We start from the raw sequence: 13,833 nt of genomic DNA, 5'->3' as shown, positions 1-13,833 counted from the left end.
TGCAGCGTGACAGGGTGGAAACGATGTGATCAACTTCTTACGTGACATTCAGACACGTATAAAAGGAGGATCGCAATGAGCGTGAGCGCACATCTGACAGAACTGAAGAAAAAGCACGAATCTCTCGGTCTAGAAGTAGAACAAGCCCAACGCTCGCCAGGCATCGATGATCTCCACATCGCCCAGCTGAAGAAACAGAAGCTCAAGCTGAAGGAAGAGATCGAGCGACTGTCTGCTTAAGATTTCAAACTGGATCGGGCCGCGATCAAGGCCCCACCGGTAATCAGAAAGGCCGCGATCGCCAGCCCCCAAGATGGGGCAGCGATCCCGGCCATCACCAAAGCAAGTGTCGACAATAACGGGGCCGCGTAAGATGAGGTTCCGAGCATTTGAATATCGCCCTGCTTTACCCCGATATCCCAGATATAAAAGGCCAGTCCAACGGGCCCGAGGCCAAGCGCCAGTACAGAAACCCACCCCAGTGTCGTGTTAGGCAGCACGGCGTCTTCTATAGCCAGATGCAGCAGACCCGAAGCCAACGCAGCCATCAGACAAAAGACCGCAACCGAACTGGTCGGTGTACCCCCCAATTTGCGCGACAGAACCGAATAGCCTGACCATGTCAGGGCGCAAAGCAAGGCCAATGCATACCCGGGTAGATGTTGCGCCTGAAAACCGGCGCTTCCGCCTCCGGTGATGATCAAAGCAGCCCCAGCAAAGCCAAGGCATGCCCCAACCAGATGACCAGCGCGAAGCCGTTCGCCCGGCAGCAGGCCGGAAAACAGAACGATAAGAAGGGGCCAGAGATAGGCAATAAGTCCGGCCTCGGCCGCAGGGGCCATACGCAGGGCCGAAAAATACAATGCGTGGTACCCGAACAGACCCAATGAACCGAACAGGTAGGTCGTCCAGGGGACTTGTTTCAACCCGCTAAACCCACCGGTTGCTGCTGTCCAGATCAACCCAAGCGCCCCACCAATCGAAAAGCAAATCGTGTTCAACAGCAAAGGTGGTGTGGGTGCAGAGCCGACGGTCAAAAGTGCCAGCAAAGCCCATAATAGTACGGCCCCAAAGCCGATGGCTGTTGCGCGCGTTTTGGTCATGATCCGGAAACCTCTTCGATCGGAATAATGTCGAACTCATCCGAAATATGCGCGGTCTTTTCAATCTCGGTCAGGAACCAATCCCGAAAGGCTGCGATCTGAGGACGTTTCTCGGCCCCCGGAAGGCACAGGAACCGGAACCGGCCCTGTGTTTCCAGCGCGACCTTGAAGGGGGCAACCAGCCGACCCTCGGTCAAGTCCTTGAGGATCATGGCGCGCCGTCCAAGGGCGACACCAACACCGGCGACAGCGGCGTCAATCGCGTGATCTGCGTTGGAAAAATGCGCCCCATGAGTGGGGGTGAAATCGATACCCACAGCGCGGAACCAGGCAGGCCAGTCGCAGGGTGGGGTCAGAAAGTTGATCGAATCGTCATGGATCAACGGTGCGTTGCGCAGGCTGTCTGGCGTGGTGAATTGTTCTGCCAGCTCCGGGGTCATGACCGGGGTCAGCCATTCCTTTCTGACAGGAACGGAATACAGCCCGTCATCGGCCGAGTTCCCGAACCGGATGGCGACGTCCACATCGTCCCGCTCCAGATCCATGTTGCGCAACGTGGCCGAGAATTTCAGATCGATTTCCGGATGCGCACGGGCAAACTCGTAAAGGCGAGGCGCCAGCCACTTTGCGGTCAGCGCCGGACCTGCGGTGACGGTCAGTCCGGTGTCATCCTCCTGCCTGCGTACGGCACGCCACGCGGCTTGCAAGGTGGCAAAGCCTTCTGCCGCGCCGGGGGCCAGGGCGCGGCCCGCATCGGTCAGTTCCACAGCGCGGTTCAGACGGCGGAACAGAGGGCGGCCCAGATGCTCCTCAAGCGATTTGATCTGAAAGGACAGGGCCGCTGGCGTCACGTGCAGCTCTTCCGCCGCTTTCGCGAAGGACATGTGCCGGGCCGCGGCATCAAAAGCCCGAAGCGCGGTAAGTGGGGGCAGATAATCACTCATAGCCAAGAAATTCTTAACTGAAGGTTCAGGAAACTTCGTTTGTCACGGCTTTAGGTGACCTTCATATTCACATCAGGTCAAGCAAAACTGAATTGAAAGGCGGCTGCCATGATCGAGATGACAACAAATCCCGCCGCCCAAGTGGCGATCCTGCGCGCTCATGAAGAGCGTGGCAAGGTGGTCCGGCAGATGTGGAATTGGGTATTGGGTTCCCGCTGATCGCAGCGCGCGCGATCTTACGGGATAAGGATGGGCCGGCCCTAATGGACCGGCCCGTTTTCACAATTCTGATTGCAGATCAGACGAAGAACTGGGCGCCGTTGGCCGAGATGGTCGAGCCGTTGATGAACTGAGATTCGTCCGAGGCCAGGAAGGTCACGCAGCGTGCAATCTCTTCTGGTTCGCCCAGACGACCGGCGGGGATCTGGCCAATAATCGATTCGCGTACCTTTTCGGGCACCGCCATCACCATCTCGGTTGCAATATAACCGGGGCAGATCGCGTTGGCCGTGATGCCTGCCCGCGCGCCTTCCTGCGCCAGAGATTTAACGATGCCCAGATCGCCCGCCTTGGTCGCAGCATAGTTCACCTGAGCGAACTGACCTTTCTGGCCGTTGATCGAGCTGATGACGATGACACGGCCAAATTTGCGCTCGCGCATGCCGGGCCAGACAGGGTGCACAGTGTTGAATACGCCGGTCAGGTTGGTGTCGATCACGTCTTTCCACTGATCGGGTGTCATTTTGTGGAAAGGTGCATCACGGGTGATGCCTGCGTTGGCGACAACGACATCGATGGGGCCAACCTCGGCCTCGACCTTTTCGATGCCCGCTTTGGATTCGTCATAATCGGCGACGTTCCACTTGTAGGTCTTGATGCCGGTTTCTTCGGTGAATTTCGCGGCGGCTTCGTCATTCCCTGCATAGGTGGCCGCAACGTTGTATCCTTCGGCTTTGAGCGCCTTGGAAATTGCTGCGCCAATGCCGCGGGAACCGCCGGTAACGAGTGCTGTACGTGCCATTTAGGACTCCTCCAATTTTAGTCGCCTTGGTAATGCTGTTACTTTGAGAGATGTTTGTGCGCAATATTGTTTCGTCATTAAGGTGTTTATTTCGGATGGCAATATCGTCGCATCTAAGGGGTACGACCCCAGTGTAACAAAAAAGGGCGTCCCATGGACGCCCTTTTCTATTTGGTTATTGGCGCACTTAGTCGCGCTCCACACACAGGGCGACACCCATGCCGCCGCCGATGCACAAGGTGGCCAGACCTTTCTTTGCGTCGCGGCGCTTCATTTCGAACAGCAGCGTGTTCAGAACGCGGCAACCTGATGCGCCGATTGGGTGGCCGATGGCAATTGCGCCGCCGTTCACGTTCACAATCGACGGATCCCAGCCCATGTCTTTGTTCACTGCGCAGGCCTGCGCGGCAAAGGCTTCGTTGGCTTCAACCAGGTCCAGATCGTCGACGGACCAACCCGCTTTTTCCAATGCCTTGCGCGAAGCGTAGATCGGGCCAACGCCCATGATCGACGGGTCCAGCCCGGCAGTTGCGTAGGACGCGATGCGCGCCAAAGGTTCGATTCCGCGCTTCTCTGCGTTTTGAGCTGACATCAGCAGGGTTGCGGCCGCGCCGTCGTTCAGGCCCGAAGCGTTTGCAGCAGTGACCGATCCGTCCTTGGTAAAGGCGGGGCGCAGCTTTGCCATGGCTTCCATTGTAGCGCCGTGGCGGATGTATTCGTCCTTGTCCATCACGATGTCACCCTTGCGGGTCTTGATGGTGAAGGGCACGATTTCGTCGACAAATTTGCCAGCTTTTTGCGCCGCCTCGGCCTTGTTCTGCGAAGCAACAGCGAATTCATCCTGCATGTCGCGGCTGATCTGCCATTTCTCGGCAACATTTTCCGCCGTCTGACCCATGTGATAACCGTTGAAGGCATCCCACAGACCATCGCGGATCATGGTGTCGATATACTTCATATCGCCCATCTTGTGACCGGCGCGCAGGGCAGCTGCGTGGGGCGACAGGGTCATGTTCTCTTGGCCACCAGCGGCGACGATGTCGGCATCGCCGAGTTGGATGTGCTGAGCGCCCAATGCGACCGCACGCAGGCCTGAGCCGCAAACCTGGTTGATGCCCCAGGCGGCACTTTCTTGCGGCAAACCAGCGTTGATATGCGCCTGCCGAGCCGGGTTCTGCCCCTGAGCCGCAGTCAGCACCTGACCCAAGATGGTTTCGCTGACTTCGCCTTTTTCAATCCCGGCGCGCTCAACAACTGCTTCCAGGACGGCCGCGCCCAGATCATGTGCGGGGGTGTTCGCAAACGAACCACTAAAGCTGCCGACACCTGTTCGTGCGGCGGATGCGATTACTACGTTGGTCATATGATCAGTCCTTTACCGTCATTGTCTGGCGGAATGTCTGACGGCGCAGGCCGAGAGTTTCCCTCTCGAAACAAGAGCGCCCCGTTATCCCCCGCTCAAGTACTTCTGCAATAGCGTAATGCTGCACTTGCAGCAACGGGCAGCTTGTCTCAGCTTGGGAAATGGCGGAAAAATGTCGATCACCCACGGGTCAACTTGCTGTTTTTGAAATTTTTTCCTGTTTCCACTGGGGCGAAACACTGGGCGCGCCAAACAAAAAGCCCTGCATGCAATCCACGCCAAATTCAAGCAAAAATGCCGCATCCTTCTGAGTTTCGACCGATTCGGCAGTGACCAGAATTTCAAACTCACGCGCTACGGCAATCAGGGCCCGCACCAAAGCCTGGTTGTCGGGGCTGTTGCTGATGCCCCTGATAAACTGACCGTCGATCTTGGCGGCGTCGAACAGAAACTCGCGAAAGTGGCGGAAACTGAAGTTGCTGGCACCAAAGTCGTCCAGCGCAAAGGCGATGCCGCGATCCTGTAGGCGGTCCATGAAGTCGACCACCAATTCCGGCACCTGCATAGCAGAACTTTCGGAGATTTCTAGGATCAGCCGTTCGCCCAGTTGCGGATCCCGTTTCAGAAACCGGTCCAGTATACCGGACCAGTTGGAATAACCGATCGAGCGGGCGGACATGTTGATCGACAGGCGGATCTGGGGGTTGTTCACCAACGTGCGCAGACCAAGTTCCAACGCGACGCAGTCGAGATCACGTCCGATCGGAGTGTTTTCAACCTGTGGCATGAACTCGCGCGCGGGGATAACGCGCCCTGTTTCATCCAATACACGAATGAAGCCTTCGTAAAACGCGATGTCATGCGGCGGGTGCGCCTGAACAACCGGCTGAAAGGCCAACCGACATTGCTTGTGCTTCACAGCATCGGTTGCCATCTGAACCACCGAACGATCCCGTGTTGACACTGCTGCATTCAAAGGGGTGTCCAACCCTTCGGGAAGATTGGTGAGCTTTTTGTTTCCCATAGGCGCAGATTCCCGTGTGTCCGGAACAGGTGTTTTGACACAGTTTCGGGGCAAACAGATGAATCTGCGGTTAAAGCGTCAGATGAAGTTGCTTATTGCGGTTTTCAGCGCGCGGAGTGCCCGGCACGGGCCAGCGACGCCGCGGCTCCGAGAAGGGCTCCTGTCGCACCCAGAATCATCAGGACAAAACCCAATGCGATCAGAGTGCCAACAAAGCTGCCGAGCGCGGCAAGCATGGCCAGCAACAGGCCAAACAACCCCACGAAGGTTGAAATGGTTGCCAAACGTTTCATGCCGCCCCTCGCTCATCTATGCGCCACATTCAATCACTGATATGGCGTGCAAAGACCGGAGTTCAAGTCTAGCGGGGCCTGACGGCTGTATCAGGCCTGTTCTGCCTGTCCTTTGGGCAGGATCTTGTCGACCTGCTCAAAACCGGGCGTTCCCCGGTCCTCGGGATGGCGAGCCAGGTGCTTGGCTTTTATCTGTTCCGAGTTGTCGCGGCTGCCGTCGTGGCTGTACCCCGGAGGCGCGAAACAATAGGCCAGACGTTGCCGTAGTGTCAGGCCGGGCTGCGTGGCGTCGTGCCAGATGCCGACCCATTCGTGAAACGCAACGCGCAAAGGGTTGAAGGTGCCGATATTGTGAACCAGCCCGTAATCGACCCGATCGTTTTCCTGTTCAGGCACAAATGTCCCGAACATCTTGTCCCAGATGATGAAAACTCCGGCGTAATTGCAATCCAGATACCGTGCGTTCCGGCCGTGATGCGCGCGATGATGGCTGGGGGTATTCATGACCGCTTCGAACCATCGGGGCATCTTGCCGATGGCCTCGGTGTGAATCCAGAACTGATAGATCAGGTTCAATCCACCGACGAACAGAACCATGGCCGGATGGAAACCCAGCAGGATCAGCGGCGCGCGAACGACCATCATGAACGTAAAGGTATAGGTCCAAGTCTGCCGCAGAGCTGTGGTCAGATTGTAGTGCTGTGAACTGTGGTGGTTGACATGGCTGGCCCAGACCCAGCGAATGCGATGCCCAAAACGGTGTACCCAGTAATAGCGAAGATCATCCAGGACAAAGCACAGAATGATAATGGGAATTGACGTGCCCAGGTCCAAAGGAGTGATCTGCCACAGCCACATGAAAAACGCATAGGCAATAAAGCCCAGCAAAAAGCCCGACGCGATGTTCCCGGCCCCCATGATCAGCGAGGTTACAGCATCGCGCGTTTCATACCGCCCGCCTTTGCCTTTGACTGCGATCCACAGGAATTCTGCCAGAATAGCAGCGATGAAAAACGGGACGGCCCATTGCACCGCATCGGGAAAGCTTACCTGGTCTGTCATGCGGGCCTCATCAAGTGTTGCCAGTGCTGGCGTTCGGTCTGGTCAAGGTGAAGAGTCGCGCGCGGGGTGCTGAAGTCGTGAAACCGAACTTCGATGCCATTGGCGGTCTCAAACCAGTCGAAGTCCTGGAGATGCCGCGCTACTGTGTCGGCGCCGAAGGACCAGATCAACCCAGCCCCGTTCTGGGTTCTTACCAGCGCCGCGTGACCGTCATGGGCGATTGTCACGTCGATCACCGTGTCTTCAGGGAAATGCCGCAGCCACTGGCGTGGCGCCGTGTCTGGCGTCAGCACGTGCAACCGCGACTTGCCTGTCAGATGCAACAATACCGTAATCCCGGCTATGCCTCCAACGACCAACACCAATAGAATTTCCAGCGGCATTCCATCCTCCTGAGCGCAGAGTGCAAAGGAGGATGGAAACTGTCAAAGGTGGCGTGACGTCAGCTGTGTTGCAAAATCAAGGCTCTGATCGCAGCCATTCGAGAAGCAGGAATACTAGTCGGAGATCGCGTAGGTTACTGGATCTCCCTTTCCCTTCTTGCGTACATCTTTGGCGGTAGCAGCATCAGCGGCTATCCAGAAATCACCCGCCATCGCGGCAATTCCTTCAATTGATTTCATAAAAATATCCTCCGGGTTGAATGCCCGAAGGATATCGCGATTCACTGAACTCGCTGACTATAAGGCTATTTCCTCAGCTTTCTGCGCCAACAAGCGTCGACACGATCGCCTTCGCGCTGTCCGAATTCCATTCGGCGTCGCCGATCAACCGCGCGATTTCCTGACCTTCGGGATTCAGAATGACCGTGATGGGCAATGCGATGATACCGAATTCGCGCGCGGCAGCCGAGCTGAGGTCCTGGTGACGCGGCAGGTTGGATATGCCATTTTCTTCGAAGAACTTCTTGATCCCTGCTGGTGAGTTGCGGCCTGTGGCAAGGGTCAGAACCTGAAACTTGTCCCCCCCGAACTCGTCCTGCAACTCGGCGATCTGAGGCATTTCTTTGCGGCAGGGGGCGCACCAGGTGGCCCAGAAGTTCAGCAGAACATACTTGCCCTCATAATCGGCCAGCGTGCCGACACCCCCGTCATCTTCCAGCTGAAACTCGATCACTTTTGCCGGTTTGGGTTCTTCATGCAGGATAAGGCGCTTCAGACTGCCTTCCCGTAAGGGGCCCAGTGTCGCGGCATCGGTTGCCAAAGCGGCATTTGCACCTAGCGCAAGGGCCATATAAAGGGGGATCAAACGAAATAGGCGCATATCAACTCCGGGTTTTCTTACATGACCGATCAATCCTCGAACCAGATGTGGGGCGGCCGCTTTGCCGCCGGTCCAGACGCGATCATGGAGGCGATCAACGCCTCGATCGGGTTCGATCAGCGGATGGCAGCCCAGGACATCGCAGGCTCGCGCGCCCATGCGGCCATGTTGGCTGCCACAGGCGTAATAAGTGATAGTGATGCGCAGGCCATTCGGGAAGGGCTGCTCACCGTTTTGTCAGAAATCCAGAGCGGCACGTTTCAGTTCTCAACAGCGTTGGAAGACATTCACATGAATGTCGAGGCGCGGCTGAAAGAGATCATTGGCGAGCCGGCAGGCCGTTTGCACACAGGGCGTTCGCGTAACGATCAGGTGGCGACGGATTTCAAACTGTGGGTCCGGGATCAGTTTGATGCGGCGGAGTCCGGTATTCTGGCCCTGATCCGCGCGCTTTTGGCGCAGGCCGAAGCAGGCGCCGATTGGGTCATGCCGGGCTTTACCCATCTGCAAACGGCGCAACCCGTAACTTGGGGCCATCATATGATGGCCTATGTCGAGATGTTTGGCCGCGACCTGTCCCGCGTCCGCGATGCGCGCGCGCGCATGAACGAATCCCCGCTGGGTGCTGCGGCGCTGGCCGGAACCTCGTTCCCCATCGACCGCCACATGACGGCACAGGCGCTGGGCTTTGACCGCCCCACCGCCAACTCGCTGGATGCTGTCAGCGATCGCGACTTTGCACTAGAATTCCTGTCGACCGCGTCGATCTGCGCCGTGCACCTGTCGCGTTTTGCCGAAGAACTGGTGATCTGGTCTTCGGCCCAGTTCCGTTTCGTGTCCCTTTCCGACCGGTTTTCCACCGGCTCGTCGATCATGCCGCAGAAAAAGAACCCGGATGCGGCGGAACTGATCCGCGCCAAGGTTGGGCGCATCTATGGGGCCAATACCGCGTTGATGATGGTGATGAAGGGCCTGCCGCTGGCCTATTCAAAGGACATGCAGGAAGACAAGGAACAGGTCTTTGATGCCGCCGACAACTGGATGCTGGCTCTGGCGGCGATGGAAGGTATGGTCAAGGACATGACCGCCAATCGCGACAGCCTTGCTGCTGCTGCGGGTTCAGGTTTCTCGACTGCAACCGATCTAGCCGACTGGCTGGTGCGGGTGCTAGGCCTGCCGTTCCGGGATGCGCATCACGTCACCGGATCGCTGGTGGCCATGGCCGAGGGCAAGGGGTGTGACCTGCCCGATCTGACTCTGGACGAAATGCAATCGGTTCATGGTGAAATCTCGGGTGACGTCTACTCTGTCCTTGGCGTCGACAATTCGGTAAACTCGCGCCAGTCCTACGGCGGTACCGCCCCCGATCAGGTGCGGGCCCAGATCGAACGATGGAAGGCAATGGTATGACAACCGCGCTACGTGCGATCCTGATTTCGGTTTCCGGCCTGGTGTTGGCCGGGTGCGGGGCTGATGGCGAGCCTGAGCAACCAATTGCCCCTCAGCCCACGGTCAGTGCCACAATCGGGGTTGGATCAAGCGGCGCGTATGTTGGTGGGGGTGTCGGCCTAAGCCGCGGACCGCTGGGCATTTATCTTGGATTCTAATCCTTTTGAATGTTGCGCCATTGGTCTCGACACCTCATGTTGGGTCCACGTATCAATCACCTGTCACGCAAAGAAATGGTACTGAAATGAGAATACTGGGACTGGTTTCTGCACTTGCGGTTTTGGCAGCTTGTGAGCCTTCGTCAGCGCGACGCCCGGAACCTGCAGCTGAACCAAAGCAATCGGGCACCGGCATTTCAATCTCGGGCTACGGCCGCGTTGGTGTTTCAACACAAAATTAAACAAGGGCGAGGGGTTCGGAATCCATTGATCCGAAGTCCTCTTATGGTCTAAGCGCGCAGGCATGGATCACTTTTTGTACCGCGACGGCGCGCTTTTCGCCGAGGACGTCCCAGTCTCCGAAATCGCAGCCGCGGTCGGAACACCGTTCTACGTCTATTCCACGGCTACATTACTGCGGCATTTCAAACTGTTCGATGACGCGTTGGACGGCACCGATCATCTGGTCTGCTACGCGATGAAAGCGGCCAGCAATCAGGCGATCCTGAAGACACTGGCGCAAGCGGGTGCGGGGATGGACGTGGTCTCGGGCGGAGAATATCTGCGGGCGAAGGCGGCTGGTGTTCCCGGTGACAAGATCGTGTTCTCAGGCGTTGGGAAAACAGCGGACGAGATACGCATGGCGCTGAGCGGTGGCATTCGCCAGTTCAATGTCGAATCCGAGCCCGAGATGGAAGTGATCAACGCCATTGCGCTTGAGCTTGGCGTGATCGCGCCGATTACCGTCAGGGTGAACCCGGATGTTGATGCCAGGACGCATGCCAAGATTGCCACGGGCAAGTCCGAGAACAAGTTTGGCATTCCGATTGCCCGCGCCTCGGAAGTTTATGCTCACGCCGCCGACCTGCCGGGGCTGGAGGTGATTGGCATCGACGTTCACATCGGCTCGCAACTGACCGAACTTGAACCGTATGAGTTGGCCTACACAAAGGTGGCCGAGCTGACCGAGCGCCTCCGCTCTGAAGGTCACAACATTAGGCGCCTCGACCTGGGCGGTGGTTTGGGCATTCCATACACCCGGTCGAACGACGCACCGCCCTTGCCGATTGAATATGGTGCGCTGGTCAAGAAAACACTGGGCCATCTGGGCTGTGAGATCGAGATTGAGCCGGGCCGCCTGATCGCGGGCAATGCCGGGATCATGGTCAGCAAGGTCATCTATGTGAAATCAGGTGAAGGTCGCGACTTTTTGATCCTTGATGGGGCGATGAACGACCTAATCCGCCCCGCAATGTACGAAGCTTACCACGATATCGTTTCGGTGCAGGAACCTGTCGCCGGTGTGGAACAGCGCCCTTACGACATTGTCGGTCCGGTCTGCGAATCCGGGGATACCTTTGCCAAGCAGCGCAATATGCCGCCGCTGAAATCGGGTGATCTGGTCGCATTTCGCAGCGCGGGTGCATACGGTGCGGTGATGTCCAGCGAATACAACACCCGCCCGTTGATCCCCGAAGTTCTGGTGAATGGCGATCAATTTGCAGTCATTCGTGAACGGCCAAGCTTTGACGAAATCATAAACCGCGATACCATACCATCGTGGCTTTGACGCGATAACCGCGCGGGCCCGTCCCGGAGGCCCGTCTTGACCAACAGAACGAACCTGCCCATTCCGCGCCTGTCCCTGTGGCTAACCCATCTCGGTATGGTGGCTGAACAGGTGCTGCGCGCGTTCTGGCCTGCGTTCTCGATTGTTCTGGCTTTGCTCGCCGCTCTGATGCTGGGGTTGCAGGATCATCTGCCCGTTGAAATTGTCTGGGGTGCTGGTGCGCTGTCGTTGATATCTTTTGGTGCAGCATCTGTCCGGGGTGTCACGAAATTCAAACTGCCGTCCCGCGCTGATGCGCTGGCGCGGCTGGATGAGGCTCTGCCCGGTCGACCGATTCAGGCTTTGCTCGATGATCAGGCAATCGGTGCCAACGATGGGGACTCGGTTGCCTTGTGGCAGGCGCACAAAGCCCGCATGGCACAGCGTGCGGCCACTGCTGAGGCTGTGAAACCAGATCTTCGGCTTGCGTCGCGCGACCCGTATGCGTTGCGCTATGCCGCTCTGCTGGCATTTGTTGTGGCGCTGATCTTTGGATCGTTGTGGCGTGTGGGTTCAGTGGCGGACATGACCCCGGGCACGGCCGTGGCTGGACAGGGTCCAACTTGGGAAGGATGGGTGGAACCCCCCAGATACACAGGTTTGCCGACCTTATATCTTGCCGACCAAACGGGGGCGGCGCTTTCTGTTCCCAAGGGCAGTCGCATCACCTTGAGACTGTACGGTGAGGTCGGCGCACATAGTCTGACCGAGAGCAGTTCTGCCAGCGGAACCGAGGCGGCAACAGACCCGGAACTGGAGTTTGTCGCCGAACGCTCGGGTCAGTTGCGCATAGATGGACCGGCGGGGCAGGACTGGTCGGTGCTGGTCATTGATGACGCGGCTCCGAAGATCGCGGTTTCCGGAACCGCCGAGTCTGAAGCGGGCGGGCAGATGAAGCTGCCATTTTCCGCCAGCGATGATTACGGCGTGGTTTCGGGCTTGGCCCGGATCGAGTTGGATCAGGCGGCGATTGACCGTCGGTACGGACTGGCGGTCGAGCCAGAGCCGCGCGAGGTGATCGAAATCGAATTACCCATGCCGATCACCGGTGACCGCGCAGATTTCACCGAAGACCTGATCGAGGATTTCTCGCAACATCCGTGGGCGCATCTGCCGGTCAGGATTACCTTGAGGGCAACAGATGCAGCGGATCAGCAAACGTCTTCGGATCCCTATGCGACGGCATTGCCAGCACGGCGCTTCTTTGATCCGCTGGCGGCAGCCGTGATTGAGCAAAGGCGCGATCTGCTTTGGTCGCGATCCAATGCGCCTCGTGTCTCGCAATTGCTGAGGGCTGTGTCGCACCGCCCTGAGGATCTGTTTCGTTCTGACACAGCCTATCTGCGTCTGCGGGTTGTTCTGAGGCGATTGGAAACTTTTCATCGATACGGGTTGAAACCCAAACAACAGGAAGAGATTGCACAAGCCCTGTGGGACCTTGCCGTGGTGATCGAGGACGGGACGCTGGCGGATGCATTGGAACGGATGCGCCGCGCGCAGGAACGTCTGACCGAGGCGATGAAGAACGGGGCCAGCGATGAAGAAATAGCGGAGTTGATGCAGGAATTGCGCGAGGCGACGCAGGATTACCTTCAGCAACTACAACGTCTGGCACAGCAAGATGGAGAAGACGGCGAACGTCAGCCCGGCCAGAATAGTGAATCTTTGCAAATGACGCAGGATGACCTGCAGCGCATGATGGACCGTATTCAGGAACTGATGGAACAAGGTCGCATGGCCGAAGCCCAGCAGGCGCTGGAAGAATTCCAGCAGATGATGGAGAACATGCGTGTAACTCAGGGTCAGGGCCAAGGGCAGCAATCCGAAGGCCAGCAGGCCATGGAAGGTCTTGCCGAAACCCTGCGCGAACAGCAGGGTCTTAGCGATCAGGCCTTTCGTGATTTGCAGGAACAATTCAACCCCGGCGCGCAATCAGGTGAAAGCCAAGGGAACGAAGGTCGCAACGGCGGGCAAGGTCGGGGGCAAAGCCACGAAGGTCAGGGCGGACAAGGTGAAGGTTCGGATCAGGCTGGAGACGGTGAGCAGGGGCAAGGCTCGCTCGCCGACCGACAGCAAGCGTTGAGAGACGAGTTGGGTCGTCAGCAACAAGGTCTCCCCGGTGTCGGCACACCCGAAGGTGACGCCGCGCGCGAGGCGCTGGATCGGGCCGGGCGCGCCATGGACGAGGCCGAGCAGGCCCTGCGTGGCGATGATCTCGCCGAAGCTATCGACCGTCAATCCGAAGCGATGGAAGCGTTGCGCGAAGGGATGCGGTCGCTGGGTGAAGCCATGGCGCAGGAACAGCAGAACCAACCAGGGCAGGGAACGCAGGACGGCGACATGCAGGCCAACAACCGCGATCCTCTGGGCCGAAACCCAGGCGCTGCGGGTTCGATTTCAACCGACGAGAACCTGTTGCAGGGCGAAGACGTTTATCGCCGGGCGCGCGAGTTGCTGGATGAAATCCGCCGTCGGACCGGTGAAACAGATCGTCCCCAGATCGAGCTGGAATACCTCAAGCGGTTGCTGGAGCGGTTCTAGCCC

The 13,833-nt window shown here is 58.0% G+C and carries 15 protein-coding genes; 5 read left to right on the top strand and 10 right to left on the bottom strand.

Features of this window, described 5'->3' with window-relative positions; genetic code table 11:
• Positions 1-75 precede the first annotated feature (75 nt).
• Entirely contained in the window at positions 76-240 is a 165-nt protein-coding gene (locus ACR0M9_RS08575; protein ID WP_083445267.1) for a YdcH family protein, read from the top strand.
• Here the strand turns inward: ACR0M9_RS08575 and yddG are convergent.
• The 10 genes from yddG to ACR0M9_RS08525 form a co-directional block, all read right to left on the bottom strand.
• Positions 237-1,103, bottom strand: coding sequence for an aromatic amino acid exporter YddG (gene yddG, locus ACR0M9_RS08570; protein WP_209598665.1), 867 nt, complete (start codon positions 1,101-1,103; stop codon positions 237-239). The genes ACR0M9_RS08575 and yddG overlap by 4 nt on opposite strands.
• A complete protein-coding gene (locus ACR0M9_RS08565; RefSeq protein ID WP_480773343.1) occupies positions 1,100-2,047 on the bottom strand; it encodes a transcriptional regulator GcvA in 948 nt (315 codons plus the stop codon). Before ACR0M9_RS08565 ends, yddG begins: the two co-directional genes overlap by 4 nt.
• Before the next feature lie 298 nt (positions 2,048-2,345).
• Positions 2,346-3,068, bottom strand: a complete 723-nt coding sequence (gene phbB / locus ACR0M9_RS08560) for an acetoacetyl-CoA reductase (RefSeq protein ID WP_480773342.1) — start codon at positions 3,066-3,068, stop codon at positions 2,346-2,348.
• 187 nt (positions 3,069-3,255) lie between these two features.
• Entirely contained in the window at positions 3,256-4,431 is a 1,176-nt protein-coding gene (locus ACR0M9_RS08555; RefSeq protein WP_209598663.1) for an acetyl-CoA C-acetyltransferase, read from the bottom strand.
• Between the two features lie 190 nt (positions 4,432-4,621).
• Complete coding sequence (locus tag ACR0M9_RS08550) at positions 4,622-5,455, bottom strand: EAL domain-containing protein (protein ID WP_480773341.1); 834 nt, start codon at positions 5,453-5,455, stop codon at positions 4,622-4,624.
• 104 nt (positions 5,456-5,559) lie between these two features.
• Positions 5,560-5,748, bottom strand: coding sequence for a hypothetical protein (locus ACR0M9_RS08545; RefSeq protein ID WP_480585514.1), 189 nt, complete (start codon positions 5,746-5,748; stop codon positions 5,560-5,562).
• A 90-nt stretch (positions 5,749-5,838) separates the two neighbouring features.
• Positions 5,839-6,810: a sterol desaturase family protein gene (locus tag ACR0M9_RS08540; RefSeq protein WP_480558781.1), complete on the bottom strand. Its 972-nt coding sequence runs from the start codon at positions 6,808-6,810 to the stop codon at positions 5,839-5,841.
• Positions 6,807-7,193 (bottom strand): hypothetical protein, encoded by a 387-nt coding sequence (locus ACR0M9_RS08535; RefSeq protein WP_480558783.1) that lies wholly within the window; start codon positions 7,191-7,193, stop codon positions 6,807-6,809. The genes ACR0M9_RS08540 and ACR0M9_RS08535 overlap by 4 nt, the downstream gene beginning before the upstream one ends.
• Positions 7,194-7,307: 114 nt before the next feature.
• Entirely contained in the window at positions 7,308-7,433 is a 126-nt protein-coding gene (locus ACR0M9_RS08530; RefSeq protein WP_480558785.1) for a hypothetical protein, read from the bottom strand.
• 73 nt (positions 7,434-7,506) lie between these two features.
• On the bottom strand, positions 7,507-8,073 hold the full coding sequence (locus tag ACR0M9_RS08525) for a TlpA disulfide reductase family protein (RefSeq protein WP_480558787.1): 567 nt from the start codon (positions 8,071-8,073) through the stop codon (positions 7,507-7,509).
• 21 nt (positions 8,074-8,094) lie between these two features.
• Between ACR0M9_RS08525 and argH the strand changes: the two genes are divergently transcribed.
• From argH to ACR0M9_RS08505, 4 genes are all read left to right on the top strand, one after another.
• Entirely contained in the window at positions 8,095-9,483 is a 1,389-nt protein-coding gene (argH, locus tag ACR0M9_RS08520) for an argininosuccinate lyase (protein ID WP_480773340.1), read from the top strand.
• The gene (locus ACR0M9_RS08515; RefSeq protein WP_209598657.1) at positions 9,480-9,680 is read left to right on the top strand and encodes an argininosuccinate lyase; all 201 of its coding nucleotides are present in this window, start codon (positions 9,480-9,482) and stop codon (positions 9,678-9,680) included. Before argH ends, ACR0M9_RS08515 begins: the two co-directional genes overlap by 4 nt.
• Before the next feature lie 304 nt (positions 9,681-9,984).
• Complete coding sequence (gene lysA / locus ACR0M9_RS08510) at positions 9,985-11,250, top strand: diaminopimelate decarboxylase (RefSeq protein ID WP_480773339.1); 1,266 nt, start codon at positions 9,985-9,987, stop codon at positions 11,248-11,250.
• A gap of 96 nt (positions 11,251-11,346) precedes the next feature.
• Complete coding sequence (locus ACR0M9_RS08505) at positions 11,347-13,830, top strand: TIGR02302 family protein (protein ID WP_480773398.1); 2,484 nt, start codon at positions 11,347-11,349, stop codon at positions 13,828-13,830.
• Positions 13,831-13,833: the final 3 nt, after the last annotated feature.

Source organism: Ruegeria sp. CH2, from assembly GCF_056537065.1.
This window is presented reverse-complemented; position numbering and strand designations above follow the sequence as displayed.

Coding starts and splice junctions, on each gene's coding strand:
- ACR0M9_RS08505 (WP_480773398.1), top strand. CDS start 11,347: ATGGTGGCTGAACAGGTGCTGCGCGCGTTCTGGCCTGCGTTCTCGATT.
- phbB (WP_480773342.1), bottom strand. CDS start 3,068: ATGGCACGTACAGCACTCGTTACCGGCGGTTCCCGCGGCATTGGCGCA.
- ACR0M9_RS08540 (WP_480558781.1), bottom strand. CDS start 6,810: ATGACAGACCAGGTAAGCTTTCCCGATGCGGTGCAATGGGCCGTCCCG.
- ACR0M9_RS08525 (WP_480558787.1), bottom strand. CDS start 8,073: ATGCGCCTATTTCGTTTGATCCCCCTTTATATGGCCCTTGCGCTAGGT.
- ACR0M9_RS08545 (WP_480585514.1), bottom strand. CDS start 5,748: ATGAAACGTTTGGCAACCATTTCAACCTTCGTGGGGTTGTTTGGCCTG.
- ACR0M9_RS08555 (WP_209598663.1), bottom strand. CDS start 4,431: ATGACCAACGTAGTAATCGCATCCGCCGCACGAACAGGTGTCGGCAGC.
- lysA (WP_480773339.1), top strand. CDS start 9,985: ATGGATCACTTTTTGTACCGCGACGGCGCGCTTTTCGCCGAGGACGTC.
- argH (WP_480773340.1), top strand. CDS start 8,095: ATGACCGATCAATCCTCGAACCAGATGTGGGGCGGCCGCTTTGCCGCC.
- ACR0M9_RS08565 (WP_480773343.1), bottom strand. CDS start 2,047: ATGAGTGATTATCTGCCCCCACTTACCGCGCTTCGGGCTTTTGATGCC.
- ACR0M9_RS08575 (WP_083445267.1), top strand. CDS start 76: ATGAGCGTGAGCGCACATCTGACAGAACTGAAGAAAAAGCACGAATCT.
- ACR0M9_RS08550 (WP_480773341.1), bottom strand. CDS start 5,455: ATGGGAAACAAAAAGCTCACCAATCTTCCCGAAGGGTTGGACACCCCT.
- yddG (WP_209598665.1), bottom strand. CDS start 1,103: ATGACCAAAACGCGCGCAACAGCCATCGGCTTTGGGGCCGTACTATTA.
- ACR0M9_RS08530 (WP_480558785.1), bottom strand. CDS start 7,433: ATGAAATCAATTGAAGGAATTGCCGCGATGGCGGGTGATTTCTGGATA.
- ACR0M9_RS08535 (WP_480558783.1), bottom strand. CDS start 7,193: ATGCCGCTGGAAATTCTATTGGTGTTGGTCGTTGGAGGCATAGCCGGG.
- ACR0M9_RS08515 (WP_209598657.1), top strand. CDS start 9,480: ATGACAACCGCGCTACGTGCGATCCTGATTTCGGTTTCCGGCCTGGTG.